General features: G+C 60.5%; 26 protein-coding genes. 23 read left to right on the forward strand and 3 right to left on the reverse strand.

Translation table 11 applies throughout. From position 1 onward, the window contains the following. Nucleotides 1–33 precede the first annotated feature (33 nt). Nucleotides 34–1,224, reverse strand: coding sequence for an NO-inducible flavohemoprotein (hmpA, locus tag AC2CGI_RS00540; RefSeq protein WP_004941387.1), 1,191 nt, complete (start codon nt 1,222–1,224; stop codon nt 34–36). A 357-nt stretch (nt 1,225–1,581) separates the two neighbouring features. Here hmpA and glyA point away from each other — a divergent pair, with 357 nt between their 5' ends. After that, nucleotides 1,582–2,835 (forward strand): serine hydroxymethyltransferase, encoded by a 1,254-nt coding sequence (glyA, locus tag AC2CGI_RS00545; RefSeq protein WP_004941389.1) that lies wholly within the window; start codon nt 1,582–1,584, stop codon nt 2,833–2,835. Nucleotides 2,836–2,991: 156 nt separating this feature from the next. Then, nucleotides 2,992–4,137, forward strand: coding sequence for a 3-phenylpropionate MFS transporter (locus AC2CGI_RS00550; protein WP_076741093.1), 1,146 nt, complete (start codon nt 2,992–2,994; stop codon nt 4,135–4,137). Here the strand turns inward: AC2CGI_RS00550 and csiE are convergent, their stop codons facing one another. After that, nucleotides 4,138–5,403 (reverse strand): stationary phase inducible protein CsiE, encoded by a 1,266-nt coding sequence (gene csiE, locus AC2CGI_RS00555; RefSeq protein ID WP_076741094.1) that lies wholly within the window; start codon nt 5,401–5,403, stop codon nt 4,138–4,140. 182 nt (nt 5,404–5,585) lie between these two features. Between csiE and AC2CGI_RS00560 the strand changes: the two genes are divergently transcribed. Continuing rightward, complete coding sequence (locus AC2CGI_RS00560) at nt 5,586–6,221, forward strand: DUF1007 family protein (RefSeq protein WP_031299949.1); 636 nt, start codon at nt 5,586–5,588, stop codon at nt 6,219–6,221. Further along, on the forward strand, nt 6,212–7,234 hold the full coding sequence (locus tag AC2CGI_RS00565) for a nickel/cobalt transporter (protein WP_015378782.1): 1,023 nt from the start codon (nt 6,212–6,214) through the stop codon (nt 7,232–7,234). The genes AC2CGI_RS00560 and AC2CGI_RS00565 overlap by 10 nt, the downstream gene beginning before the upstream one ends. 56 nt (nt 7,235–7,290) lie before the next feature. On the opposite strand, the gene suhB is transcribed toward AC2CGI_RS00565, so the two are convergent. Continuing rightward, nucleotides 7,291–8,094, reverse strand: a complete 804-nt coding sequence (gene suhB, locus AC2CGI_RS00570; RefSeq protein WP_004941400.1) for an inositol-1-monophosphatase — start codon at nt 8,092–8,094, stop codon at nt 7,291–7,293. Nucleotides 8,095–8,213: 119 nt separating this feature from the next. On the opposite strand from suhB, the gene trmJ reads away from it, so the two are divergent. The 19 genes from trmJ to bamB all read left to right on the forward strand — a co-directional run bounded on the left by trmJ (nt 8,214) and on the right by bamB (nt 25,270). Next, nucleotides 8,214–8,948 (forward strand): tRNA (cytosine(32)/uridine(32)-2'-O)-methyltransferase TrmJ, encoded by a 735-nt coding sequence (gene trmJ / locus AC2CGI_RS00575; RefSeq protein ID WP_015378781.1) that lies wholly within the window; start codon nt 8,214–8,216, stop codon nt 8,946–8,948. Nucleotides 8,949–9,141: 193 nt separating this feature from the next. Then, complete coding sequence (gene iscR, locus AC2CGI_RS00580; RefSeq protein ID WP_004941404.1) at nt 9,142–9,636, forward strand: Fe-S cluster assembly transcriptional regulator IscR; 495 nt, start codon at nt 9,142–9,144, stop codon at nt 9,634–9,636. A 54-nt stretch (nt 9,637–9,690) separates the two neighbouring features. After that, nucleotides 9,691–10,905 (forward strand): cysteine desulfurase, encoded by a 1,215-nt coding sequence (gene iscS / locus AC2CGI_RS00585; protein ID WP_015378780.1) that lies wholly within the window; start codon nt 9,691–9,693, stop codon nt 10,903–10,905. A 24-nt stretch (nt 10,906–10,929) separates the two neighbouring features. After that, on the forward strand, nt 10,930–11,316 hold the full coding sequence (gene iscU / locus AC2CGI_RS00590) for a Fe-S cluster assembly scaffold IscU (RefSeq protein WP_004941408.1): 387 nt from the start codon (nt 10,930–10,932) through the stop codon (nt 11,314–11,316). 54 nt (nt 11,317–11,370) lie between these two features. Next, nucleotides 11,371–11,694, forward strand: coding sequence for an iron-sulfur cluster assembly protein IscA (iscA, locus tag AC2CGI_RS00595; RefSeq protein WP_004941410.1), 324 nt, complete (start codon nt 11,371–11,373; stop codon nt 11,692–11,694). A 62-nt stretch (nt 11,695–11,756) separates the two neighbouring features. Beyond that, nucleotides 11,757–12,278 carry a co-chaperone HscB gene (hscB, locus tag AC2CGI_RS00600; protein ID WP_004941412.1) on the forward strand — a complete coding sequence of 174 codons (522 nt, stop codon included), beginning with the start codon at nt 11,757–11,759 and terminating at the stop codon, nt 12,276–12,278. Nucleotides 12,279–12,310: 32 nt separating this feature from the next. Further along, entirely contained in the window at nt 12,311–14,161 is a 1,851-nt protein-coding gene (gene hscA / locus AC2CGI_RS00605) for a Fe-S protein assembly chaperone HscA (protein ID WP_015378779.1), read from the forward strand. 2 nt (nt 14,162–14,163) lie between these two features. Beyond that, nucleotides 14,164–14,499: an ISC system 2Fe-2S type ferredoxin gene (gene fdx / locus AC2CGI_RS00610; protein WP_004941417.1), complete on the forward strand. Its 336-nt coding sequence runs from the start codon at nt 14,164–14,166 to the stop codon at nt 14,497–14,499. A 32-nt stretch (nt 14,500–14,531) separates the two neighbouring features. Continuing rightward, nucleotides 14,532–14,732, forward strand: coding sequence for a Fe-S cluster assembly protein IscX (gene iscX / locus AC2CGI_RS00615; protein ID WP_006327336.1), 201 nt, complete (start codon nt 14,532–14,534; stop codon nt 14,730–14,732). An 83-nt stretch (nt 14,733–14,815) separates the two neighbouring features. Continuing rightward, nucleotides 14,816–16,111 (forward strand): aminopeptidase PepB, encoded by a 1,296-nt coding sequence (gene pepB, locus AC2CGI_RS00620; protein WP_033632327.1) that lies wholly within the window; start codon nt 14,816–14,818, stop codon nt 16,109–16,111. 89 nt (nt 16,112–16,200) lie between these two features. Continuing rightward, nucleotides 16,201–17,031, forward strand: a complete 831-nt coding sequence (gene sseB, locus AC2CGI_RS00625) for an enhanced serine sensitivity protein SseB (protein WP_015378777.1) — start codon at nt 16,201–16,203, stop codon at nt 17,029–17,031. 162 nt (nt 17,032–17,193) lie between these two features. Further along, a complete protein-coding gene (gene ndk / locus AC2CGI_RS00630; RefSeq protein WP_004941424.1) occupies nt 17,194–17,619 on the forward strand; it encodes a nucleoside-diphosphate kinase in 426 nt (141 codons plus the stop codon). Between the two features lie 232 nt (nt 17,620–17,851). After that, nucleotides 17,852–19,048, forward strand: coding sequence for a dual-specificity RNA methyltransferase RlmN (gene rlmN, locus AC2CGI_RS00635; RefSeq protein WP_004941426.1), 1,197 nt, complete (start codon nt 17,852–17,854; stop codon nt 19,046–19,048). Between the two features lie 98 nt (nt 19,049–19,146). Further along, a complete protein-coding gene (pilW, locus tag AC2CGI_RS00640) occupies nt 19,147–19,896 on the forward strand; it encodes a type IV pilus biogenesis/stability protein PilW (protein ID WP_075684924.1) in 750 nt (249 codons plus the stop codon). Continuing rightward, nucleotides 19,886–20,860 carry a cytoskeleton protein RodZ gene (rodZ, locus tag AC2CGI_RS00645; protein WP_004941432.1) on the forward strand — a complete coding sequence of 325 codons (975 nt, stop codon included), beginning with the start codon at nt 19,886–19,888 and terminating at the stop codon, nt 20,858–20,860. The genes pilW and rodZ overlap by 11 nt, the downstream gene beginning before the upstream one ends. A 47-nt stretch (nt 20,861–20,907) precedes the next feature. Next, the gene (gene ispG / locus AC2CGI_RS00650) at nt 20,908–22,029 is read left to right on the forward strand and encodes a flavodoxin-dependent (E)-4-hydroxy-3-methylbut-2-enyl-diphosphate synthase (RefSeq protein ID WP_004941434.1); all 1,122 of its coding nucleotides are present in this window, start codon (nt 20,908–20,910) and stop codon (nt 22,027–22,029) included. 139 nt (nt 22,030–22,168) lie between these two features. Next, complete coding sequence (gene hisS, locus AC2CGI_RS00655; protein WP_076741095.1) at nt 22,169–23,443, forward strand: histidine--tRNA ligase; 1,275 nt, start codon at nt 22,169–22,171, stop codon at nt 23,441–23,443. Nucleotides 23,444–23,456: 13 nt separating this feature from the next. Further along, nucleotides 23,457–24,077: a YfgM family protein gene (locus tag AC2CGI_RS00660; RefSeq protein ID WP_015378775.1), complete on the forward strand. Its 621-nt coding sequence runs from the start codon at nt 23,457–23,459 to the stop codon at nt 24,075–24,077. Nucleotides 24,078–24,088: 11 nt separating this feature from the next. Beyond that, nucleotides 24,089–25,270: an outer membrane protein assembly factor BamB gene (bamB, locus tag AC2CGI_RS00665; RefSeq protein ID WP_004941440.1), complete on the forward strand. Its 1,182-nt coding sequence runs from the start codon at nt 24,089–24,091 to the stop codon at nt 25,268–25,270. Nucleotides 25,271–25,389: the final 119 nt, after the last annotated feature.

Consider the following 25,389-nt stretch of genomic DNA (forward strand, 5'->3'; position numbering starts at 1 on the left):
GGAGCGCGGTCTGACGGCCGCGCTCCGCACGCATTACAGCACCTTATGCGGGCCGAAGCATTCGTAGTGGATGCGTTCGGCCTCTACGCCCATCTCCAACAGCTGTTTGCCCACGAACTGCATGAAGGCCACCGGGCCGCAGAAGTAATAGTGCATTTGCGGATCGGCCAGGCTGCCTTGCAGCGCGCTCAAATCCATCAATCCGCGGCTGTGGTAGTCGCGGCCTTCCACGTCATCGGCGCCCGGCTCGCGGTACCACACATGGCGGCTCAGATTCGGCATGCGCCCGGCAATATCCGCCACTTCCTCGGCAAAGGCGTGCACGCTGCCGTTTTCCGCCGCGTGCAGCCAGTGGACCTGCGCCTGATGTTGGCTGTCGTGCAGGCTGTTGAGCATGCCGAGCATTGGGGTTTGGCCGACGCCGGCGGAGATCAGCGCCACCGGCGTGGTCGGCGTCACGTCGAGGAAGAAGTCGCCGTGCGGCGGGGCGATGTCGATCACGTCGCCTTCCTGCGCCTGCTGGTGCAGGTAGTTGGACACTTTACCCTGATCTTCACGCTTCACCGCGATGCGGTAGAACTCGCCGTTCGGCGAGGTGGTCAGCGAGTACTGGCGAATTTCCTGATGTTCCAGGCTGTCGTGCTTGATGTAGACCGCCAGGTATTGCCCCGGTTTGAAGTCCGCCACCCGGCCGCCGTCCACCGGCGCCAGCACGAAGCTGCAGATCACGTCGCTCTGCGGCTGCTTCTTCAGAATGCGGAATGCGCGCAGATCGCGCCAGCCGCCGTTGTCGGTTTCGCTCTGCTGATAAATCTGCTCTTCACGCTGAATAAACACGTTGGCCAGCACGCCGTAGGCTTTGCCCCAGGCGTCCAACACTTCCTGACCCGGGCTGAACATTTCGTCCAGCGTCGCCAGCAGGTGCCCGCCGACGATTTGGTACTGCTCCGGCTGAATATTGAAGCTGGTGTGCTTCTGCGCGATGCGTTCCACCGCCGGCAGCAGCGCCGCCAGGTTCTCGATGTTGGCGGCATAGGCGCAGATGGCGTCGAACAGCGCCTGACGCTGATCGCCGTTGCGCTGATTGCTCATATTGAAAATGTCTTTCAATTCCGGGTTGTGGGCGAACATGCGATCGTAAAAGTGGGCGGTCAGCTTCGGCCCGGTTGCTGCCAGCAGGGGGATGGTGGATTTCACGGTGGCGATGGTTTGGCTATCCAGCATGGGAGCGCTCCTTGGGTTGGGATCTTGACGAGAATTTTAATGATGCATTTTAAATGCATCTTATTGGGTTCCGCGCCGCTTGTAAATACCCTTGTTTTCGTTGCGGTGTTCTTCGGGCGTCGATCGCGCTCACAGAACATGAAAAAAGCGCATTGTTCGCATGAGGAAATGTCCGTTGATAAACGGCAGCGTTTCGCGGATCAAAGCCTTGCGCCGCCTTATGCCAATCGTTTGCGTAAAAACCTCTGTCAAGACCTATCTTCGGTAGGGCGAAACGGTTTACACTGTGGCCCAGACCCCAAACGGGTAGTTATTTGGTGATTTTTTAGTTAGCTGATTTAAGTCAGGAGATGCCGGATGTTAAAGCGTGAAATGAACATTGCCGATTACGATGCGGAACTGTGGCGTGCCATGGAGCAGGAAGTGGTGCGTCAGGAAGAGCACATCGAGCTGATCGCGTCTGAGAACTACACCAGCCCGCGCGTAATGCAGGCTCAGGGTTCCCAGCTGACCAACAAATACGCTGAAGGCTATCCGGGCAAGCGTTACTACGGCGGCTGCGAATACGTGGATATCGTTGAGCAGCTGGCTATCGACCGCGCCAAAGAATTGTTCGGCGCTGATTACGCCAACGTGCAGCCGCACTCCGGCTCCCAGGCTAACTTCGCCGTGTACACCGCGCTGCTGCAGCCGGGCGACACCATTCTGGGCATGAACCTGGCGCACGGCGGCCACCTGACCCACGGTTCCCCGGTTAACCTGTCCGGCAAACTGTATAACGTGGTGCCTTACGGCATCGACGACAAAGGTCAAATCGACTATGACGATCTGGCCAAACAGGCGCAAACCCACAAGCCGAAAATGATCATCGGCGGCTTCTCCGCTTACTCCGGCGTGGTTGACTGGGCCAAAATGCGCGAAATCGCCGACAGCATCGGCGCTTACCTGTTCGTCGACATGGCGCACGTGGCCGGTCTGATCGCCGCCGGCGTGTACCCGAACCCGGTACCGCACGCGCACATCGTCACCACCACCACCCACAAAACCCTGGCGGGCCCGCGCGGCGGCCTGATCCTGGCGAAGGGCGGCGACGAAGAGCTGTACAAGAAGCTGAACTCCGCCGTGTTCCCTGGCGGCCAGGGCGGCCCGCTGATGCACGTGATCGCCGGCAAGGCGGTGGCGCTGAAAGAAGCGATGGAGCCTGAGTTCAAGGTTTACCAGCAGCAAGTGGCGGTCAACGCCAAGGCGATGGTGGAAGTGTTCCTGCAGCGCGGCTACAAAGTGGTCTCCGGCGGCACCCATAACCACCTGTTCCTGCTGGATCTGGTCGACAAAAACCTGACAGGTAAAGAAGCGGACGCCGCCCTGGGCCGCGCCAACATCACCGTCAACAAAAACAGCGTGCCGAACGATCCGAAGAGCCCGTTCGTCACCTCCGGCGTGCGTATCGGCACCCCGGCCGTGACCCGTCGCGGCTTCAAAGAGGCCGACGTGCGCGAACTGGCCGGTTGGATCTGTGATGTGCTGGACAACATCAACGATGAAGCCACCATCGAACGCACCAAGAAGAAAGTGCTGGATATCTGCGCCCGCCTGCCGGTTTACGCCTAATCCCGCTTTCGCCTGACAAAACCCGCTGCGGCGGGTTTTTTTATGGCCGCTTGCGGCAAACTGTGAGCTGTCTGGCACTCTAACGCATTGAAGTGGAATGAAGATTGCGGGCCGGTGTGAGCTCTGTCAAAGTATTGCCCTCACACCGGAGGGATCATGGTTCTGCAATCCACGCGTTGGCTCGCGCTCAGTTATTTCACCTACTTCTTTTCCTACGGCATCTTCTTACCGTTCTGGGGCGTGTGGCTGAAAGGCGAGGGCATCGCGCCCGAAACCATCGGCATGTTGCTCGGCGCCGGTTTGGTGGCCCGCTTCCTCGGCAGTTTACTGATTGCTCCGCGCGTTAAAGATCCCTCTCATCTGGTCGCCGCCCTGCGCCTGCTGGCGCTGCTGACCCTGGCTTTCGCGGTTGGCTTCTGTTTCGGCAACGGCTGGGGCTGGCTGATGCTGGTGATAGCGGGCTTCAACCTGTTCTTCTCGCCGCTGGTGCCATTGACCGACGCGCTGGCCGCCACCTGGCAAAAGCAAATCCGCATGGACTACGGCCGGGTGCGGCTGTGGGGCTCGCTGGCGTTCGTCATCGGCTCGGCGCTGACCGGGCAGCTGGTGGCGGTGTGGGGCCATAACGCCATTCTCTACAGCCTGATCTTCAGCGTGCTGGCGATGCTGCTGGGCATGTTGCTGAAGCCGAGCGTGATGCCGCAGGGCGAAGCGCGCACGCACGGCGGAGCCGAGCGTTCGCTGTGGGCGCTGTTGAAAGAGGGGCCGGTGTGGCGCTTCCTGCTGTGCGTCACGCTGCTGCAGGGGGCGCACGCCGGTTACTACAGCTTCGGCTCCATTTACTGGCAGGAGGCGGGCTATTCGGCCTCGACCATCGGTTATCTGTGGTCGCTGGGCGTGGTGGCGGAGGTGATTATTTTCGCCAGCAGCAACGTGCTGTTCCGCCGCTGGAATGCGCGCAACCTGCTGCTGCTCTCCGCCTGCTGCGGCGTGTTGCGCTGGAGCCTGATGGCCTACAGCACCGAGCTGGGTTGGCTGCTGCTGATCCAGATCCTGCACTGCGGCACCTTCACCGTCTGCCATCTGGCGGCGATGCGCTTTATCGCCGCGCGTCAGGGGCAAGAGGTGATCCGGCTGCAGGCGGTGTATTCGGCGTTGGCGATGGGCGGCGGTATCGCCGTCATGACGGTGATTGCCGGGTTCCTGTTCGAACATTGGCAGGGCGGGGTGTTCTGGGTGATGGCGGCGGTCGCGGTGCCGGCCTTGTTCATCCGGCCGCCGGCGGTCAGCGTCAGCCGTTGATTAAGGCGCTTCCAGCAGCGCGCGGATGGCCTGGCGCTGCCGGGTTTCCAGCGGCAGCTCGGTGTAGATCAGCGGCGGGTGCGGATCGTTGTGCACCGCCGCATAAGGGGTGATCACCAGCGTGACGCCCTGCGGCGCGCCGCCGCGCAGATAGTCGCTCAGCGGCAGATACTTGATGTTCAGCGGCAGCAGCGTGAGCTCGCGGATCTGATATTCCACTTCCTCTTCCAGCTGCGGATTGTCCAGCGTCAGCAGCAGCACCTGTTTTTCCTGCAGCGCGTTGTCCTGCATCAGCCAGGCGCCGAAGCTGATGGCCACCAGGCCCGCCTCCTCGTTGGAAAAATGCACGCCGTACTCCTGCTCCAGCGGTTTCAGCGCTTCCTGCGTGGTGCGCATCAGCCGCGGGTATTTGCGCACCACGTCTTCCAGCAGCATATTGTCGATGCCGATGGCGAAACGGCAGCGCTCCAGCGCCGGCGCCAGGTGAGCGAACAGCTGGCTGACCAGCTCGGCCTTGCTGCTGAAGGCCATACCGGAAAGTTGCTGGAAACGCTCGACCATGCTGCCGATCGCCGCCATCAACCGCTGCTCTTGCGCCGAGTCATTGCTGTGGTAGCTGTGATTTTTCAACAGGGTGAAGGTCAGCGCCAAAAAATCGCGCTCGTCCGCCTGCGGCGGCTGGTTAAACAGCCGGTTGCAGGCCTGATGCAGCCAGGCGGCGGCTTGCTGTTCCGGCTTTTGCCGCAGCCAGTCGCGCTGAACGGCGTCGAAACGCGGATGGCGCTGCAGGCGATTTTGCCAGGCGCAGTAGAGCAGATAATGCTGCAGGAATTGGCGGTCGCGCGCGTCGAAGTGGCGGTTGAGCAGCGGCTCGCAGGCATCTATCACTTGAGCCAGCTGCGACGCCGACCCGGCATCGGCCGCCAGCGCCAGCCGCAGGCGCGGGGCGAAGTCGCTTTCGACGAACTGCGGGCTGCAGCGCAGGGCCCGCCGCAGCCAATGGATCAGGCACAGGCGTTGGTCGAGCGCGCTGCCCCGCAGTTGGTAGCCATGGTCGGGATCGACGGCGATCTCCAGATGGTGGAAACGCTGGATTTCACTGGCCACCTCGGCTATATCTTGCCGGGTTATCGGGGGGGCGACGCCATTGATTCGGCTTAAGGTCTCCAGCTGTAACTCGGGCTCCGGCGTGTACAGCATCAGCAGCAGATGACAGCGCCGTTGTTGTCCGGAGAGCTCGGGCACGGGAGAGGTGTCCAGGCTCATTATCACCTTCCGGCATTAAAGGTTGCGATTATGCCTAAGCATAGCAAAAGGCTTTGTAACGTCAGGATGACAGCGCGGCTTTTACTTCGGCTTACAACTTTCGTCACAAATATCGCCGGGAGCGGCGGGCCGTTCGGCAGTTATTTGTGTTACGTTATAACAAATGCAGGTAAGACAGGATAATGATGAAGTTACGTCGTCTTTTGGCTGCCCTCGGCGCCGTGTTCAGCGCTGGAGCGGCCGCTCATCCGCACAGCTTTATCGACATGAACACCACCTTCGTCGCCAAGGACCAGCGGCTGGTCGGCCTGAAAATGGTGTGGGTGATGGATGAAATCACCTCGGCGGATCTGCTCTACGATGCGAAAAACGCCAAGAGCGATTCGGAAGTGTGGAAAAAGCTGGCGGCGGAAGTGATGGCCAACGTGCTGGGGCAGCACTATTTCACCGATCTTTACCGCGACGGCAAGCCGGTGAAATACCTGAACTTGCCCAGCGAATATCACCTGTCGCGCCAGGGCAACCAGGCGGTGCTGGAGTTCGTGCTGCCGTTGGCCGAGCCGCAGCCGCTGGCGGGCAAGCCGTTCGAGCTTTCTACTTACGATCCGACTTATTTCGTGGATATGACCTATAAAGACCAAAATGCGCTGCATTTGCCGCCGGAGATGGCGCAGCAGTGCAGCTACAAGCTGATCACGCCGAAGCCGAATGCGTCGCTGCAGGCCTATGCGCTGTCGCTCGACAAGAACGACTCGCCCGGCGAAGACCTGGCGCTGGGGCAACAGTTTGCCCAGCGGGTGACGCTGCAATGTCGCTAAATTTCTCGCCGCCGACGATAAGCCGACGCCATTGGGCCTTTGGCCTGTGGCCGCTGCTGCCGTTCACGCTGGCGCTGATGGCCGCCGCGTTGCTGGCGTGGCACTACTGGCCGCAGCTGCTGATGCAGAGCGTGGTATGGCAAAAAGCGCTGCATCAACAGATGGCGGGGCTGTTGCAGCAGGTGAAGGCCGCGCCGCAGCAGGCCGGGCTGGCGCTGATGCTGTTCAGCCTCGGTTATGGCGTTTTGCATGCGCTTGGGCCCGGCCACGGTAAAGTGGTGATCGCCACCTATCTGGCCACCCACCCGGCGCGGCTGAAAAGCAGCCTGAAGCTGACCTTCGCCGCTTCGCTGGTGCAGGGGCTGGTGGCGATCGCGCTGGTGACGTTGATGCTGGTGGTGTTGCAGCTCTCTTCGCGCCAGCTGCACCAAAGCAGCTTTTGGCTGGAGAAGGGCAGTTTTATTCTGGTGATGCTGCTTGGCGTGCTGCTGAGCTGGCGCGCGCTGAAACGTCTGTTTGCGGCGATCAAAGCGATGCGCCCGGCGCCGGCGCTGCGCATCAACAGCCTGACGCCGCTGGCGGCTGATCATGTGCACAGCGCCGACTGCGGCTGCGGCCACCGGCATCTGCCGAGCGACAGCGAGCTGCAGGCGGGGAGCGACTGGCGCACCCGAACCGCCATCGTGCTGGCGATGGGCATGCGCCCCTGCTCGGGGGCGATTTTGGTGCTGCTGTTCTCCAAGGTGATCGGCGTGTTCGGCTGGGGCGTGCTTTCCGCGCTGGCGATGGCGTTCGGCACCTCGTTGACCATCTCCATGCTGGCGTTGCTGGTGCATTACAGCCGCCGGCTGGCGGTGCGCCTCAGCCGTTCGCGCGCGCCCGCCGCCTGGAGCGCGGTAGCCTGGGGGGCGTTGGCGCTGGCCGGGGGGCTGATCCTGTTGGCCGCCGGGCTGTTGCTGTACGTCAGCGCGCAGCCGGAATTCGGCGGCGGTATCCGCCCCTTCTCCCGCTAACGGGCATAAAAAAAGCGCTGCATCGGCAGCGCTTTTTTTCGATTCGCTTCTGGCGATTAACGCTTCAGCGCTTCGCTCAGTTCTTCACGCATGGTGGCCAGCATGGCTTTCACCACGCGCGGGTTGCCTGCGACCACGTTGCCGGAGCTGAAGTGGTTGTGGCCGCCGACGAAGTCGGTGACCAGGCCGCCGGCTTCACGTACCAGCAGTTCGCCTGCGGCGAAGTCCCACGGCTTCAGGCCGATTTCGAAGAAACCGTCCACGCGGCCGGCGGCGACATAGGCCAGATCCAGCGCAGCGGAACCGGTGCGGCGGAAGTCCGCGCACTGGGTGAACAGTTTGCCGACGATGTTGATGTAAGGCGTGGCGTGCTGTTTGACTTTGAACGGGAAGCCGGTCGCCAGGATGGTGCCATCCAGATCTTTGGCGTTGGTGCCGCGCAGACGGTAACCGTTGAGCTGTGCGCCCTGGCCGCGCGTGGCGGTGAACAGTTCGTTGCGCATTGGATCGTAAACCACGGCCACTTCAGTACGGCCTTTGATGCGTACGGCGATGGAAACGGAGAAATGAGGGAAGCGTTTGATGAAGTTTGCAGTGCCATCCAGTGGATCGATCACCCATTGCACATCGCGATCTTCGCCGATCAGCTCACCGCGTTCTTCGCTCACGATACTGTGTTGCGGATAAGACTTGCGGATGACGTCGATGATCAGATGCTCTGCATCGCGATCGACGTTGGTGACGAAGTCATTGGTCCCTTTCTGGCTCGCTTCTACAGCGTCCGGGGTTTCGTAGTTTTTGGCAATCAGGTTACCGGCCTTGCGCGCAGCGCGCACGGCGATAGTCAGCATCGGATGCATGGGTATCTTCCAACTAGGATGTTAAAGAACAGGAAACGGCGCGAAGTATAGCAGCTGTTCGGCAAATTGCCTACGGCTGTGTTAAGATGCTGCGATTTTCCGCCACGCTCAGAGTTTGTATGCTGCACAATATCCGCATTGTTCTGGTAGAGACTTCACATACCGGCAACATGGGCTCGACCGCCAGAGCCATGAAAACCATGGGTTTAACCAACCTTTATCTGGTTAATCCGCTGATCAAACCCGATTCTCAGGCCATCGCCCTGGCCGCCGGCGCCAGCGACGTGATCGGCAACGCCACTATCGTCGATACCCTCGATGACGCCATCGCCGGCTGCAGCCTGGTGGTGGGTACCAGCGCACGTTCTCGCACCTTGCCGTGGCCGATGCTGGAGCCGCGCGAATGCGGCGTGCGCGCGGTGCACGAAGGCGAGCACGCGCCGGTGGCGCTGGTGTTCGGCCGCGAACGCGTCGGGCTGACCAACGATGAATTGCAAAAGTGCCACTACCACGTTGCCATTCCGGCCAACCCGGACTACAGCTCGCTGAACCTGGCGATGGCGGTGCAGATCCTGGCGTACGAAGTGCGCGTGGCTTACCTCGATCGCCAACAGGCGGGCGCGCCGCAGTTGGAAGAGACACCGTATCCGCTGGTGGACGACCTCGAGCGTTTCTATCAGCATCTGGAGCAGACGCTGCAGCGCACCGGTTTCATTCGCCCGTCGCATCCGGGCCAGGTGATGAACCGTCTGCGTCGGCTGTTCACCCGCGCGCGCCCGGAAGGGCAGGAGCTGAATATCCTGCGCGGCATGCTGACGTCGATCGAGAAACAGGATAAACATCAAGGTAATTAATTGATGTGGCATCACGGTGGGCGACAATAGTATTAGTTATCCAAAGGTTATAACATGTATTTTATATACCTTTGTTCTTGCTAAGTTCAAAACGTGCTAATACTTGAGTTAATTACTGGGTTAAATAGTTGACTGTTTTACTCGGGAATGTCAGACTTTCGGCCATATTTGACCAACAGGTAACCATTGAGCTATGAGACTGACATCCAAAGGCCGTTATGCCGTAACCGCTATGCTCGACGTAGCGCTGCATTCTCAGGAAGGGCCGGTGCCACTGGCGGACATTTCCGAACGCCAGGGTATTTCGCTCTCTTATCTGGAACAATTATTCTCCCGTCTGCGCAAGAATGGCCTGGTGGCCAGCGTGCGCGGTCCGGGCGGTGGTTATCTGCTGGGTAAAGACGCGGGTGAGATCGCCGTTGGCGCTGTCATTACTGCTGTCGATGAATCGGTAGATGCAACCCGTTGCCAGGGCAAAGAAGGCTGTCAGGGCGGCGATCGCTGCTTGACCCACGCCCTGTGGCGCGATCTGAGCGAGCGCATCAGCGGGTTCCTGAACAATATTACGCTGGCAGAACTGGTCAACAACCAGGAAGTGCTGGTGGTGGCGGATCGTCAAAACAACGATACGCGCCGCACGGCCAACGGCCGTCCGCAAGAAACTATCAACGTTAATCTGCGCGCATAAGCAGCTGGCGAAATTATTTTAGTTTTTGGAAGTGATGTACGGAGCACAAGAGCAATGAAATTACCGATTTATCTGGATTACTCAGCAACGACGCCGGTTGACCCGCGCGTTGCTGAGAAGATGATGCAGTTTTTGACCCTGGACGGCACTTTCGGCAACCCGGCTTCCCGTTCCCACCGTTTTGGTTGGCAGGCGGAAGAGGCGGTAGACATCGCCCGTAACCAAATCGCCGAACTGGTGGGCGCTGACCCGCGCGAAATCGTCTTCACCTCCGGGGCGACCGAATCCGACAACCTGGCGATCAAAGGCGCTGCCAATTTCTACCAGAAAAAAGGCAAGCACATCATCACCAGCAAAACCGAACACAAAGCCGTGCTCGACACCTGCCGTCAGCTGGAGCGCGAAGGGTTTGAAGTGACCTACCTGGCGCCGCAGAGCAACGGCATCATCAGCCTGCAGGATCTCGAAGCCGCGATGCGCGATGACACCATTCTGGTCTCCATCATGCACGTCAACAACGAAATCGGCGTGGTGCAGGACATCGAAGCGATCGGCGAAATGTGCCGCGCGCGCGGTATCATCTACCACGTTGACGCCACCCAGAGCGTGGGCAAACTGCCTATCGATCTGAGCAAGCTGAAAGTCGACCTGATGTCGTTCTCCGGCCACAAAATCTATGGCCCGAAAGGCATCGGCGCGCTGTACGTGCGCCGCAAGCCGCGCATCCGCATCGAAGCGCAGGTACACGGCGGCGGTCACGAGCGCGGCATGCGTTCCGGCACCCTGCCTGTCCACCAGATCGTCGGCATGGGCGAAGCTTATCGCATCGCCAAAGAAGAGATGACCGAAGAGATGGCGCGTCTGCGCACCCTGCGTGACCGTCTGTGGAACGGCGTGAAAGATATGGAAGAAGTGTATCTGAACGGCGATCTGGAGCACGGCGCACCGAACATCCTGAACGTCAGCTTCAACTACGTTGAAGGCGAGTCGCTGATCATGGCGCTGAAAGACCTGGCCGTTTCTTCCGGTTCAGCCTGTACCTCCGCCAGCCTCGAGCCGTCCTACGTGTTGCGCGCGCTGGGCATGAGCGATGAATTGGCGCACAGCTCGATCCGTTTCTCCCTGGGGCGTTTCACCACGGAAGAAGAGATCGACTACACCATTCAACTGGTGCGTAAATCCATCGGCCGTCTGCGCGATCTGTCCCCGCTGTGGGAGATGTTCAAGCAGGGCGTGGACATCAACAGCATCGAATGGGCGCATCATTAATTCTCAGGTTTCAGGAGCAAGGTCATGGCTTACAGCGAAAAAGTAATCGATCATTATGAAAACCCGCGCAACGTGGGTTCTTTCGACAACGAAGATCCTACCGTCGGCAGTGGCATGGTAGGGGCGCCGGCTTGCGGCGACGTGATGAAGCTGCAAATCAAGGTTAACGATGAAGGCATCATCGAAGACGCGCGCTTTAAAACTTACGGCTGCGGTTCCGCCATCGCCTCCAGCTCGCTGGTGACCGAATGGATGAAAGGCAAGTCGCTGGATCAGGCTGAAGCGATCAAAAACACCCAGATCGCCGAAGAGCTGGAATTGCCGCCGGTCAAAATTCACTGCTCGATCCTGGCTGAAGACGCCATCAAAGCAGCGATTGCCGACTATAAGAGCAAGCATAGCGCCAAGTAATTTGTCTGAGTCGGCCCGGCCGCGCCGGGCTTTGATGTGAAGTGTGAGGTTGTGATGTCTATTACCATGAGCGACAGCGCTGCGCAGCGTGTTCAGGCGTTTTTGACGAACCGCGGCAAAGGTCTCGGCCTGCGTCTGGGAGTGCGAACTTCCGGCTGCTCCGGGATGGCGTACGTGCTGGAATTTGTTGACGAAGCCAACGATGACGACATCGTGTTTGAAGACAAAGGCATCAAGGTGATCATCGACGGCAAGAGCCTGGTCTACCTTGACGGCACCGAGCTTGATTTCGTTAAGGAAGGCCTGAACGAAGGCTTCAAGTTCAACAACCCGAACGTCTCAAGCGAGTGCGGCTGCGGCGAGAGTTTCAACGTCTGACAGTCCATCGTGCTCCCCCGTTTCGGCGGGGGAACTTCATCCGCTAACGCCCAGAGCACGCTATGGATTACTTTACTTTATTCGGGCTGCCAGTTCGCTACACCGTGGACGGCAGCCTGCTTGCGTCCCGCTTCCAGGATCTGCAGCGCCAATTCCACCCCGATCGTTTCGCCAACCAGCCGGAGCGCGAACGCCTGATGGCGTTGCAGCAGGCGGCGACCATCAACGAAGCCTACCAGGCGCTGAAGCACCCGTTAAAACGCGCGGAGTATATGCTATCTTTGCACGGCTTCGATCTGGGCAACGAACAGCATACGATGCGCGACACCGCGTTCCTGATGGAACAGCTGGAACTGCGCGAAGAGCTCGACGCCATTGAGCGCAAGCCGGAGGCGGAAAGCCTGCTGGCCGATTTCGGCGCGCGGCTGGCCGTCTCCATCAAACAGCGCAGCGCGCTGATGCTGCAGCAGTTGGACAGTGAGCAGTGGGCGGACGCCGCCGACACCGTGCGCAAGCTGCGCTTTTTGGACAAACTCCAGCAACAGGTTGAACAACTCGAAGAAAAACTGCTGGGTTTTGAGTAACACCTTCTGATTCTGATTGTGGAAGCTTCAACATGGCCTTATTACAAATTAGTGAGCCTGGCCTCAGCGCCGCGCCGCACCAGCGACGCTTGGCCGCCGGCATCGACTTAGGCACCACCAACTCGTTGGTCGCCACGGTGCGCAGCGGGCAGGCGGAAACGCTGGCCGACGAACAGGGGCGCCATTTGCTGCCTTCGGTGGTGCATTATCAGGCGGACGCGCAGCGCGTCGGCTGGGAGGCGCGCCAACAGGCGGCGCAGGATCCGGCCAATACCGTCAGCTCCATCAAACGCATGATGGGCCGCTCGTTGGCGGATGTGCAGCAACGTTACCCGAACCTGCCGTATCAATTTCAGGCCAGCGACAACGGCCTGCCGCTGATCGTCACCGCCGCCGGCCCGGTTAACCCGGTCGGTGTCTCCGCTGATATCCTGCGGGCCCTGTCCGCGCGCGCGCAAGCGGCGCTGGAAGGCGAGCTGGATGGCGTGGTGATCACCGTTCCCGCCTACTTCGACGACGCGCAGCGCCAGGGCACCAAAGACGCAGCGCGTCTGGCCGGCTTGCACGTTCTGCGCCTGTTGAACGAACCGACCGCGGCGGCGATCGCCTACGGGCTGGATTCCGGCCAGGAAGGGGTGATCGCGGTTTACGATCTGGGCGGCGGCACCTTTGATATCTCCATTCTGCGCCTCAGCCGCGGCGTGTTCGAAGTGCTGGCCACCGGCGGCGATTCCGCGCTGGGCGGCGACGACTTCGATCATCTGTTGGCCGACTGGCTGCGCGAGCAGGCCGGCGTGGCCGATCGCAGCGACCACGGCGTGCAGCGTCAACTGCTGGATGCCGCCATCGCCGCCAAAATCGCGTTGAGCGATGCCGACAGCGTGCGCGTCGAGGTGGCCGGCTGGCAGGGCGAGGTGACCCGCGCCCAGTTTGAAGCGCTGATCGCTCCGTTGGTGAAACGCACGCTGATGGCTTGCCGCCGGGCGCTGAAAGACGCCGGCGTCGCCGCCGACGAGGTGCTGGAAGTGGTGATGGTCGGCGGTTCCACCCGCGTGCCGTTGGTGCGTGAGCAAGTGGGCGCCTTCTTCGGCCGCACGCCGCTGACGTCGATCGATCCGGATAAAGTGGTCGCCATCGGCGCCGCGATCCAGGCCGACATCCTGGTGGGCAACAAGCCGGACAGCGATATGCTGCTGCTGGACGTGATCCCGCTGTCGCTGGGCCTCGAAACCATGGGCGGCCTGGTGGAGAAAGTGATCCCGCGCAACACCACTATCCCAGTGGCGCGCGCGCAGGAGTTCACCACCTTTAAAGACGGCCAGAGCGCGATGATGATCCACGTGCTGCAGGGCGAGCGCGAGCTGGTGCAGGATTGCCGTTCGCTGGCGCGCTTTACGCTGCGCGGCCTGCCGCCGCTGCCTGCCGGGGGCGCGCACATTCGCGTCACCTTCCAGGTGGATGCCGACGGCCTGCTGAGCGTCACCGCGATGGAGAAATCCACCGGCGTTGAAGCCTCGATCCAGGTCAAGCCGTCGTATGGCCTGTCGGACAGTGAAATCGCCGGCATGATCAAGGATTCGATGGCCAATGCGCAAAGCGACGTGGGCGCGCGCAAGCTGGCGGAGCAACGCGTGGAAGCTGCGCGGGTGCTGGAAAGCCTGCAGGGCGCGCTGGCCACCGACGCCGCGCTGCTGAGCGAGGCGGAAAGCCAGGCGATCGCCGCCGCGACCCAGGCGTTGCAGCAGGCGGCGCAGGGTGAAGATCCCGCCGCTATCGAAGACGCCATCAAAACATTAGATGCACAAACGCAAGATTTTGCCGCGCGCCGCATGGACGCTTCCATTCGCCGCGCGCTGGCTGGCCATTCTGTGGATGAGGTTTAACCATGCCTAAAATTGTTTTCCTGCCCCATCAAGATCTTTGCCCGGAAGGGGCGGTTCTGGAAGCCGAAAAAGGGGAGTCGATCCTCAACGTTGCGCTGCGCAACGGCATTGAAATCGAGCACGCCTGCGAGAAATCCTGCGCCTGCACCACCTGCCACTGCATCGTGCGTGAAGGCTTCGATTCGCTGGAAGAGAGCAGCGAGCTGGAAGACGACATGCTGGACAAAGCGTGGGGGCTGGAGCCGGAAAGCCGTCTGAGCTGCCAGGCGCTGGTCGCCGACGAAGATCTGGTGGTCGAAATGCCGCGCTACACCGTCAATCACGCGCGTGAGCATTAATTGTTAGCCGCAGCGTCAACCCGGAGATCATAATGGGACTGAAGTGGACCGACAGCCGTGAAATCGGCGAAGCCCTGTACGACCAATACCCGGATACCGATCCGAAAACCGTGCGTTTTACCGACATGCATCAGTGGATCTGCGATCTGGAAGAGTTCGATGACGATCCGCAGGCTTCCAACGAAAAAATACTGGAAGCGATCCTGCTGGTCTGGTTAGATGAAGCGGAGTAAATAGCGTAACGGGCTGCCATGGGCGGCCCGTTTATTTTGTATCCGACAAGATTAATAAAAGAATAATCCGGAGTAAGAAGGCTATGACAACAGAATTCATGCAGGTCACGCTGTCGCAACAACCTGCCGACGCCCGCTGGGGCGAAAAAGCGCTGCTGAGCACCAACGGCGAAGGAATGACCATCCACCTGACCGGCGCCGACAAGCTGGGCGCGATCCAGCGCGCGGGCCGCAAAATTGACGGTCAGGGCATCAAAAACGTCAAGCTGGCCGGCGACGGTTGGGATTTGGAAAACAGCTGGGCGTTCTGGCAAGGCTATCGCGGGCCGAAAGGGCAGCGCAACGTCGAATGGGCCGAGCTGCCGGAAGCCGCGCGTCAGGAACTGGATAAGCGCCTGAAGATCGTCGACTGGGTGCGCGACACCATCAACATGCCGGCGGAAGAGCTGGGGCCGGAGCAATTGGCGACCCGCGCCGTCGATCTGATGTGCGACGTCGGCTGCGATGCCGTCAGCTACCGCATCACCAAGGGCGAAGATCTGCGCGAGCAGAACTATGCCGGCATCCACACCGTCGGCCGCGGCTCCGAGCGCCCGCCGGTGCTGCTGGCATTGGACTTCAACCCGACCGGCAACCCGGATGCGCCGGTGTTCGCATGCCTGGTCGGCAAGGGCATCACCTTCGACAGCGGCGGCTACAGCCTGAAGCAAAGCGCCTTTATGGATTCGATGAAATCCGACATGGGCGGCGCGGCCACCATCACCGGCGCCCTGGCGCTGGCGGCGGCGCGCGGCCTGAAGCAGCGCGTGAAGCTGTACCTGTGCTGCGCCGACAACATGGTCAGCGGCAACGCCTTCAAACTGGGCGACATCATTCGCTACCGCAACGGCAAAACCGTTGAGGTGATGAACACCGATGCGGAAGGGCGCCTGGTGCTGGCCGACGGCCTGATCGACGCTTCTGAGCAGAACCCGCAGCTGATTATCGACTGCGCCACCCTGACCGGCGCGGCGAAAACGGCGGTAGGCAACGACTATCACGCGCTGTTCAGCTTTGACGACGCGCTGGCGCAGGAGCTGCTGAGCAGCGCCGCCGCCGAGCACGAGCCGTTCTGGCGTCTGCCGCTGGCCGAGTTCCACCGCAGCCAGCTGCCGTCCAACTTCGCCGAGCTGAACAACGTGGCCGGCCCGGCCTATACCGCCGGTGCCAGCACCGCGGCGGCCTTCCTGTCGCATTTCGTTAAGAACTACCAGCAAGGCTGGTTGCACATCGACTGTTCCGCCACCTACCGCAAAGGCGCGGTGGATCAGTGGTCGGCCGGCGCGACCGGTTTGGGCGTGCGCACCCTGGCCAATCTGTTGCTGAGCAAAGCCAAATAATTGAACGCCCGCCGCGTCGGGCGCTAGAATGCGCATTATCTTCGGGGCCCAGCATGCTGGGCCTCGCTATTTGATCCCTGGAGTTTGCCATGAGTGCCCATCATCACGATGCCGCCCCGAGCGAGAACGAACTTGAACGCCTGCTGAAGCTGGCGGTGACGGAGCCGGCCCACCGCCCGGCGTTCTTCCGTGAACTGCTCGAGGCCACGGTGCTGATCCTCGGCGACAGCGAGCAGGTGCAGCAGGACGGCGACATTACGCTGAACGCGGATACGCCGGTCAATATCCAGCATTGGGAAAAACAGGACGGCGGCAGCATTATTCCGTTCTTCACCTCGCTGGAAGCGCTGCAGAAGGCCGTTGAGGATGAACAGCCGTTCATCGCCATGCCGGCGCGGGTGCTGTTTGAAATCACCCAGGGCGCGGATCTGTTCCTCAACCCGAAGGCGGAATACGGCAAAGAGTTCTACCCGGAAGAGGTGGCGATGCTGCTGGCGACCGGCGGCGTCGTCAAACCGGTGGAGCACTACGTCGACAAAGAGACCCAAATCCTGCTGGGGCAGCCCGAAGAGTATCCGTCGGCGATGGTGGATGCGCTGACCACGCTGTTCAGCCAGCGCAAGCCGGTGCGCCGCGCGTTTCTGGCGCTGATGCACGACCAGGCGGCGGACGAGAAGCCGAATCTGCTGATCGGGCTGGAAGTGGATGCCGAGCCGGCGGAGATCGAGGCGTTGATCAACGAGGCCGGCAGCGTCGCCAGCGAAACGGCGCCGAATGACGAACCGGTGGATTTCTGCCTGGTATCGGAGAAAGAGCGGGGCATCAGCCACTACCTGATCGCCCATACGCAGCCGTTTTATCAGCGCCGCTGGGGCAGTTGGCTGCGCAATGTGATCCCGTCTACCGACAAGACCCAATAACGTCGGTGCGCCGCTGAAAGTGGCGAATGAAGATCATATTTTTTTAATGAAATGTTGATTTTCCCGTAGGCAAGCGTTAACGGCGCACATATAATCTGCGCCACTTGAGAAGGCCGGCAACATTGCAGACCGGCCTGTTTTGGAAGTCATACAGAGGCCATCATGACCGTAGAACGTACCTTTTCCATCGTTAAACCAAACGCTGTAGCCAACAACGACATCGGCGCTATCTACGCGCGTTTCGAGCGCGCCGGTTTCAAAATCATCGCCGCTAAAATGCTGCGTCTGACTCGCGAGCAAGCTGAAGGCTTCTACGCTGAGCACAAAGGCCGCCCATTCTTCGACGGTCTGGTAGAGTTCATGACCTCCGGCCCAATCATGGTGCAGGTTCTGGAATCTGAAAACGCCGTGCAGCGCAACCGCGACATCATGGGCGCAACCAACCCGGACAACGCACTGGCCGGCACCCTGCGCGCCGACTACGCGGACAGCTTCACCGCTAACGCCGTTCACGGTTCCGACTCCGTTGAATCCGCACAGCGTGAAATCGCTTACTTCTTCAACGAAAGCGAAATCTGCGCACGTTAATCGTGCCGTTGCTGATAACCAGGCATTCACCGGCTGAAACAATAAAAATGCCCTGAATGCCTTTCAGCCATAGAAACCCGCTACTAAAATTTGTACAATGCCGCGCCCCTGATAAGACGACTTGTCAGGGGCGTGTTTTTAGTGCCGCCACCCGAATCTCGCGGGCTGAAATGCACAACTTACTTTCCATTCTTTAGCGCCATAACGTGTAATAACGAGGCCAGAGATCATTATGTTAGAACCCATCACGTCCGAGCACACCGTGTCTGAAAATAATTCGCTGACTACCCCCTCCGTTAACGTGGAGCAACCGGCTGCGGCCAAAATCAACCTGCTGGATCTGAACCGCCAGCAAATGCGCGAGTTCTTCGCCGAAATGGGCGAAAAACCGTTCCGCGCCGATCAAGTGATGAAGTGGATTTACCACTACTGCTGCGACGATTTCGAGCAGATGACCGACATCAACAAAGTCCTGCGCGGCAAGCTGCAGCGCGTAGCGGAAATCCGCGCGCCGGAAGTGGCGGAAGAACAGCGTTCGGCCGACGGCACCATCAAGTGGGCGATCAAGGTGGGCGATCAGCAGGTCGAAACCGTGTATATCCCGGAAGCCGACCGCGCGACGCTGTGCGTCTCCTCGCAGGTAGGCTGCGCGCTGGAGTGCAAATTCTGTTCGACGGCGCAGCAGGGCTTCAACCGCAACCTGCGCGTGTCGGAAATCATCGGCCAGGTGTGGCGCGCGGCGAAGATCATCGGCGCGCTGAAGGTGACCGGCCAACGCCCGATCACCAACGTGGTGATGATGGGCATGGGCGAGCCGCTGCTCAACCTGAACAACGTGGTGCCGGCGATGGAAATCATGCTGGACGATTTCGGCTTTGGCCTGTCCAAACGCCGCGTGACCCTGTCTACCTCCGGCGTGGTGCCGGCGCTGGACAAGCTGGGCGACATGATCGACGTGGCGCTGGCCATTTCGCTGCACGCACCGAACGACACCATCCGCGATGAGATCGTGCCGATCAACCGCAAGTACAACATCGAGACCTTCCTGTCCGCGGTGCGTCGCTACCTGGAGAAATCCAACGCCAACCAGGGCCGCGTTACCGTCGAGTACGTGATGCTGGATCATATCAACGACAGCACCGACGACGCGCATCAGCTGGCGGAAGTGCTGAAAGACACGCCGTGCAAGATCAACCTGATCCCATGGAACCCGTTCCCGGGCGCTCCGTACGGCCGCAGCTCCAACAGCCGGGTGGATCGTTTCTCCAAGGTGTTGATGGAATACGGCTTTACGACTATTGTTCGTAAAACCCGTGGTGACGATATCGACGCCGCCTGCGGGCAACTGGCGGGTGAAGTGATCGACCGTACCAAGCGTACCCTGAAGAAGAAAATGGCCGGGGAACCTATCAACGTACGGGCGGTCTGAATCCTATAGCACCATTTTTTGTTATCTAACAGCCTGTTATGCGCAAGCGTGTCGCTGGTGGGCGTTAGCTGACGGCCGATAAGGAAATGAATGCGGGCATGAAGCTGAAACTGTGGGGTATGTGGCTGGCGGCCGGGTTGTTGGCCGGGTGTTCCGGTTCAGCGCCGGAAAAGGAAGCACAGGTCTCTGAGGCGGGTCAGACGCGCCTGCAGTTGGGGCTGGAGTACCTGCAGCAAGGCGACATGGACGCGGCGCGCCAGAACCTGGAGAAGGCGCTGGACGCGGCCCCGCAGGATTACCGCACGCAGTTGGGCATGGCGCTCTACGCGCAGCGCAGCGGTGAAAACGCTGAGGCCGAACAGCGTTATCGGCAAGCGCTCAAACTTGCGCCGGGCAATGGCACCGTACTGAATAATTACGGTGCGTTTCTTTGCGGTTTAGGGCAGTATGTACCGGCGCAACAGCAGTTTAGCGCTGCGGCGCTGGCGCCCGATTATGGCCAGGTCGCCGACAGCCTGGAAAACGCAGGTTACTGTTTTCTCAAGGCCGGACAAAACGACGAAGCGCGCACGCTGTTGAGCCGCGCGCTAAAAGTCGATCCGGACAAAGGCGCTCCGCTGCTGGTGGAGGCCGAAAAGCAATTTGGAGAAGGGAAGCGCGCCCAGTCGCAACTTTTATTGGATGTTTATCAGCATGTTCTGCCGGCCAGCGCCAGCAGCTTATGGTTACAGATTCGTTTCGCCGCGTTAGCCGGCCGCCAGGATAGCGTTCAACGCTATGGCAAGCAGCTAGCGCGAAGTTTTCCACAATCCAAACAGTACCAGCAGTTCTTAGCTAATGAATACTGAAGCCTCCCAAGATAAAACCGTATCCATGACGACGGGCCAGCGCCTGCGTCAGGCCCGTGAGCAACTCGGGCTGAGCCAACAGACCGTTGCAGAACGCCTGTGTCTCAAAATGTCCACCGTGCGCGATATCGAGGAAGACAGCGTGTCCGCTGACCTCGCGTCCACCTTCGTGCGCGGCTACATCCGTTCCTACGCCAAGCTGGTGCATCTGCCGGAAGACGAACTGCTGCCGATGTTGGCCAAGCAGGCGCCGTTGAAGATGGCGAAAGTGGCGCCGATGCAAAGTTTCTCGCTGGGCAAGCGCCGCAAGAAACGCGACGGCTGGCTGATGAGCTTCACCTGGCTTATCGTGTTCGTGGTGATCGGCCTGACCGGCGCCTGGTGGTGGCAAAACCACAAGGCGCAGCAGGAAGAGATCGCCACCATGGCCGATCAATCCTCGGCGCAGCTTTCACAGAATAACGAAGGGCAGTCCGTGCCGCTGACCGACGGCAATGCCGACGCCGGCACCAACGTGCCGTTGACCGACAACAGCGCCGCGCCGGCCGATACCGGCGCAGCGGCTCAGGCGCCGGCGGCGACCGCCCAGGCGCCGAGCGCGGCTCAGCAGCAGCCTGCCGTGGTGTCGCCAAGCCAGACCACCCTGCCGGAAACCGCGCCGGCGGCGCAAGCGCCGTTGCCGACCGCCGATGCGGGCGTGGCTGCGCCGGCGGCCGATCCGAACGCGCTGGTGATGGATTTCTCCGCCGACTGCTGGCTGCAGGTGACCGACGCGAGCGGTAAAACGCTGTTCAGCGGCACCCAGAAGCAAGGCGGCAAGCTGAACCTGACCGGCACTGCGCCGTATAAACTGACCATCGGTGCGCCGGCGGCAGTTCAGATCCAGTATCAGGGTAAACCGGTTGATTTAAGCCGGTTCGTTAAGTCAAACCGTGTTGCTCGCCTGACCGTCGCCGCGCAGTAATCGCGCGGCACCGGTCGTGATGTCAGAGCAGCAATGGAGAGTAAGTAATGCATAACCAAGCGCCCATCAACCGTCGAAAATCTACACGCATTTACGTCGGCAAGGTGCCTATTGGTGATGGCGCGCCGATTGCCGTGCAGTCGATGACCAACACCCGTACCACCGATGTTGAAGCAACGGTTAATCAGATCAAAGCGCTGGAGCGCGTGGGCGTCGACATCGTCCGCGTTTCGGTTCCAACCATGGACGCCGCCGAGGCGTTCAAACTGATCAAGCAGCAGGTCAACGTGCCGCTGGTCGCCGATATCCACTTCGATTATCGCATCGCACTGCAGGTGGCCGAATATGGCGTAGACTGCCTGCGCATCAACCCGGGCAACATCGGCAACGAATCGCGCATTCGCTCGGTGGTGGACTGCGCCCGTGACAAGAACATCCCGATTCGCATCGGCGTCAACGGCGGCTCGCTGGAAAAAGACCTGCAGGAAAAGTACGGCGAACCTACGCCGGAAGCGCTGCTGGAATCCGCCATGCGCCACGTCGACATCCTCGATCGCCTCAACTTCGACCAGTTTAAGGTCAGCGTCAAGGCGTCGGACGTGTTCCTGGCGGTGCAATCCTACCGCTTGCTGGCGTCGCGCATCGATCAGCCGCTGCATCTGGGCATCACCGAAGCCGGCGGCGCGCGCAGCGGGTCGGTCAAATCGGCCATCGGCCTGGGCATGCTGCTGTCTGAAGGCATCGGCGATACCCTGCGCATCTCGCTGGCGGCGGATCCGGTCGAAGAGGTGAAGGTCGGTTTCGACATCCTGAAGTCGCTGCGCATCCGCGCGCGCGGCATCAACTTCATCGCCTGCCCAACCTGCTCGCGTCAGGAGTTCGACGTGATCGGCACGGTGAACGCGCTGGAGCAGCGCCTGGAAGACATCATCACGCCGATGGACGTTTCGATCATCGGCTGCGTGGTGAACGGCCCGGGCGAAGCGCTGGTGTCCACCATGGGCGTAACCGGCGGCCACAAGAAGAGCGGCTTCTATGAAGACGGCGTGCGCCAGAAAGAGCGTTTCGACAACGAACAGATGATCGACCAGCTGGAAGCGAAAATTCGCGCCAAGGCCGCGATGATGGACGAAAGCAAACGCATCACGGTCAACCTGCTGGAAAAATAAGCGTTATCGCTACACGGCGGGCCTGTTGGCCCGCTTGTTTATGAACCTGAAGGGCAGAAAACCGCATCCGCGTTGAATACCGGGCGGCAAAGTCCCTATAATCGGGTTCATTTTTACAGACAACGGACAGAGAACTCACGTGGCAAAGAACATTCAAGCCATTCGCGGCATGAACGACTACCTGCCGGAAGAAACGGCATTATGGCAGCGTATTGAAGGCACCCTCAAGCAGGTGCTGGGCGGCTACGGTTACAGCGAAATCCGGTTGCCGATTGTAGAGCAGACCCCGTTATTCAAACGCGCGATCGGCGAAGTGACCGACGTCGTGGAAAAAGAGATGTATACCTTCGAAGACCGCAACGGCGAAAGCCTGACGCTGCGTCCGGAAGGGACGGCTGGCTGCGTGCGCGCCGGCATCGAACATGGTCTGCTGTACAATCAGGAACAGCGTCTGTGGTACATCGGCCCGATGTTCCGCTACGAGCGCCCGCAGAAGGGGCGTTACCGTCAGTTCCATCAGCTGGGCGCGGAAGTGTTCGGCCTGCAAGGCCCGGATATCGACGCCGAGCTGATCCTGCTGACCGCCCGCTGGTGGAAAGCGCTGGGCATCGCCGAGCACGTCACGCTGGAGCTGAACTCCATCGGTTCGCTGGAGGCGCGCGCCAACTACCGCGACGCGCTGGTGGCGTTCCTGGAGCAGCACGTCGAGGTGCTGGACGAAGACTGCAAACGCCGCATGTACAGCAACCCGCTGCGCGTGCTGGACTCCAAAAATCCTGAGGTGCAGGCGCTGCTGAACGACGCGCCGCGCCTGTCTGAGTATCTGGATGAAGAATCCCGTGCTCACTTCGCCGGTCTGTGTGAACTTTTGGCGCAGGCAGGTATCCCATATACCGTTAACGAGCGCCTGGTGCGCGGTCTGGATTACTACAACCGCACCGTGTTTGAGTGGGTGACCACCAGCCTGGGCGCGCAGGGCACCGTCTGCGCGGGCGGCCGTTACGACGGCCTGGTCGAGCAACTGGGCGGCCGCGCCACCCCGGCGGTCGGTTTCGCCATGGGCCTGGAGCGTCTGGTGCTGCTGGTGCAGGCGGTCAACCCGGAATTCAAGGCGCCGTCGGCTATCGACGTGTACGTCATTTCTTCCGGCACGGGCACCCAGAGTGCGGCAATGCGGCTGGCTGAACAGGTGCGCGACGCGGCGCCGCAGCTGAAGCTGATGACCAATTACGGCGGCGGCAACTTCAAGAAGCAGATCACCCGTGCGGACAAATGGGGCGCGCGCATCGCGCTGATCCTGGGTGAGAGCGAAGTGGCGGCGCAGCAGGTGGTGGTGAAAGACCTGCGCAGTGGTGAACAAGAAACGCTGGCGCAAAGCGAAGTCGCTGCGCGTCTGGCTTTGATGTTAGGTTAAGGAGAAGGACACCGTGGAAGTCTATACCACTGAAAACGAACAAGTCGACGCACTGCGTCGGTTCTTTGCCGAGAACGGCAAAGCGCTGGCGGTGGGCGTGGTGCTCGGAATTGGTGCCCTGGTTGGCTGGCGTTATTGGCAGAGCCATGAAAACTCCAACATGATGGCGGCATCGCAATCCTATCAGGAAGCCAGCGATCGTCTGGCGGCCGGCAAGCCGGATGACGTGGCTGCCGCAGAGAAATTTGTCCAGGCCAACGGCAACAGCTACGGTGTACTGGCCGCGCTGCAGTTGGCCAAGCACTTTGTCGAACAGAATGATTTCGCCAAGGCGGAACAACAATTGGTGCTGGCGCAGGGCCAGACCAAAGACGACAACCTGTTGGCGATGATCGACCTGCGTCTGGCGCGCGTCCAGCTGCAGGAGAAAAAGCTGGATGAAGCGCTGAAAACGCTGGATGGCGTGAAAGGCGAAGGCTGGGTGGCGATGATGCAGGATGTGCGCGGCGATGTATTGCTGGCCAAGGGCGACGCCAAGGGCGCGCGCGAAGCTTACAGCAAAGGCATTGAGTCCAATGCTTCTCAGGCGCTGCAGGTTCTGCTGCGCATGAAATTGAATAACTTGTCCAGCTAAGGGGAATTCCCATGCAATTGCGTAAAACACTCTTGGTCGGACTGGTTTCCGCTGCCTTGCTGAGTGGTTGCTCGCTGTTTAACAGCGAAGAAGACGTGGTTACCATGTCGCCGTTGCCGAAAGTTGAAAATCAGTTTACGCCGAGCAAGGCGTGGAGCACCTCGGTGGGCGACGGTATCGGTGAGTATTACTCCCACCTGCGCCCGGCCTATCAGGACAGCACCATTTACGCCGCCGATCGCTTTGGCATCGTGAAAGCGATGGACGCCGACAGCGGCAACGAGAAGTGGAAGGTCAATCTCTCCGAGAAGACCGGCTTCTTCTCCAGCAACCTGTCTGCGCTGCTGTCGGGCGGCCTGACGGTTGCGGGCGACAAGGTTTACGTCGGCAGCGAAAAAGCGGTGGTTTACGCATTGAACACCGCCGACGGCGCCATCGCCTGGCAGACCAAAGTGGCCGGCGAAGCGATCTCCCGTCCGGTTGTCAGCGACGGCATGGTGTTGGTGCACACCTCCAACGGCATGCTGCAGGCGCTGAACGAAGCCGACGGTGCGGTGAAGTGGACGGTTAACCTGGACATGCCTTCGCTGTCGCTGCGCGGTGAATCCGCGCCGGCCGTCGCTTTTGGCGCCGCCATCGTCGGCGGTGACAACGGCCGCGTCAGTGCGGTGCTGATGCAGCAGGGCCAGATTATCTGGCAACAGCGTATTTCTCAGCCGAGCGGCGCGACTGAAATCGATCGTCTGAACGACGTGGACACCACGCCGGTGATCGTTGACGGCGTGGTCTACGCGCTGGGTTACAACGGCAACCTGACGGCGCTGGATCTGCGTTCCGGCCAGATTATCTGGAAACGCGAGCTGGGTTCGGTGAATGATTTCATCGTCGACGCGGGCCGCATCTACCTGATCGACCAGAACGATCGCGTAGTGGCACTCAGCACCGAAGGCGGCGTGACCGTGTGGACGCAGAGCGATCTGCTGCACCGTAACCTGACGCCGCCGGTGATGTATAATGGTTATCTGGTGACCGGTGACGCCGAAGGTTATCTGCACTGGATCAACACCACCGATGGCCGTTTTGTCGCCCAGCAGGAAGTGGACAGCTCCGGCTTCCTGTCTGCGCCGATGGTGGCCAGCGACAAGCTGATCATCCAGGCTCGCGGCGGGAAAGTTTACGCTTTCACCCGCTAACGCCGCTCGTCGTGACCCTTCTTGCACCCGAAAGCTTTCGGGTTGCAGCCAGGCGGCAAGCGCATGAGTCCTCGGGAGCTCAGTGAACTGAGTGACCGGGGCGAGGGTGCGCAGACAAC

This window comes from Serratia sp. LSHTC3 (assembly GCF_057197125.1).

Excerpts from the sequence above, each read along its gene's own strand:
- hmpA (WP_004941387.1), bottom strand. The coding sequence starts at position 1,224 with ATGCTGGATAGCCAAACCATCGCCACCGTGAAATCCACCATCCCCCTG.
- glyA (WP_004941389.1), top strand. The coding sequence starts at position 1,582 with ATGTTAAAGCGTGAAATGAACATTGCCGATTACGATGCGGAACTGTGG.
- AC2CGI_RS00550 (WP_076741093.1), top strand. The coding sequence starts at position 2,992 with ATGGTTCTGCAATCCACGCGTTGGCTCGCGCTCAGTTATTTCACCTAC.
- csiE (WP_076741094.1), bottom strand. The coding sequence starts at position 5,403 with ATGAGCCTGGACACCTCTCCCGTGCCCGAGCTCTCCGGACAACAACGG.
- AC2CGI_RS00560 (WP_031299949.1), top strand. The coding sequence starts at position 5,586 with ATGATGAAGTTACGTCGTCTTTTGGCTGCCCTCGGCGCCGTGTTCAGC.
- AC2CGI_RS00565 (WP_015378782.1), top strand. The coding sequence starts at position 6,212 with ATGTCGCTAAATTTCTCGCCGCCGACGATAAGCCGACGCCATTGGGCC.
- suhB (WP_004941400.1), bottom strand. The coding sequence starts at position 8,094 with ATGCATCCGATGCTGACTATCGCCGTGCGCGCTGCGCGCAAGGCCGGT.
- trmJ (WP_015378781.1), top strand. The coding sequence starts at position 8,214 with ATGCTGCACAATATCCGCATTGTTCTGGTAGAGACTTCACATACCGGC.
- iscR (WP_004941404.1), top strand. The coding sequence starts at position 9,142 with ATGAGACTGACATCCAAAGGCCGTTATGCCGTAACCGCTATGCTCGAC.
- iscS (WP_015378780.1), top strand. The coding sequence starts at position 9,691 with ATGAAATTACCGATTTATCTGGATTACTCAGCAACGACGCCGGTTGAC.
- iscU (WP_004941408.1), top strand. The coding sequence starts at position 10,930 with ATGGCTTACAGCGAAAAAGTAATCGATCATTATGAAAACCCGCGCAAC.
- iscA (WP_004941410.1), top strand. The coding sequence starts at position 11,371 with ATGTCTATTACCATGAGCGACAGCGCTGCGCAGCGTGTTCAGGCGTTT.
- hscB (WP_004941412.1), top strand. The coding sequence starts at position 11,757 with ATGGATTACTTTACTTTATTCGGGCTGCCAGTTCGCTACACCGTGGAC.
- hscA (WP_015378779.1), top strand. The coding sequence starts at position 12,311 with ATGGCCTTATTACAAATTAGTGAGCCTGGCCTCAGCGCCGCGCCGCAC.
- fdx (WP_004941417.1), top strand. The coding sequence starts at position 14,164 with ATGCCTAAAATTGTTTTCCTGCCCCATCAAGATCTTTGCCCGGAAGGG.
- iscX (WP_006327336.1), top strand. The coding sequence starts at position 14,532 with ATGGGACTGAAGTGGACCGACAGCCGTGAAATCGGCGAAGCCCTGTAC.
- pepB (WP_033632327.1), top strand. The coding sequence starts at position 14,816 with ATGACAACAGAATTCATGCAGGTCACGCTGTCGCAACAACCTGCCGAC.
- sseB (WP_015378777.1), top strand. The coding sequence starts at position 16,201 with ATGAGTGCCCATCATCACGATGCCGCCCCGAGCGAGAACGAACTTGAA.
- ndk (WP_004941424.1), top strand. The coding sequence starts at position 17,194 with ATGACCGTAGAACGTACCTTTTCCATCGTTAAACCAAACGCTGTAGCC.
- rlmN (WP_004941426.1), top strand. The coding sequence starts at position 17,852 with ATGTTAGAACCCATCACGTCCGAGCACACCGTGTCTGAAAATAATTCG.
- pilW (WP_075684924.1), top strand. The coding sequence starts at position 19,147 with ATGAAGCTGAAACTGTGGGGTATGTGGCTGGCGGCCGGGTTGTTGGCC.
- rodZ (WP_004941432.1), top strand. The coding sequence starts at position 19,886 with ATGAATACTGAAGCCTCCCAAGATAAAACCGTATCCATGACGACGGGC.
- ispG (WP_004941434.1), top strand. The coding sequence starts at position 20,908 with ATGCATAACCAAGCGCCCATCAACCGTCGAAAATCTACACGCATTTAC.
- bamB (WP_004941440.1), top strand. The coding sequence starts at position 24,089 with ATGCAATTGCGTAAAACACTCTTGGTCGGACTGGTTTCCGCTGCCTTG.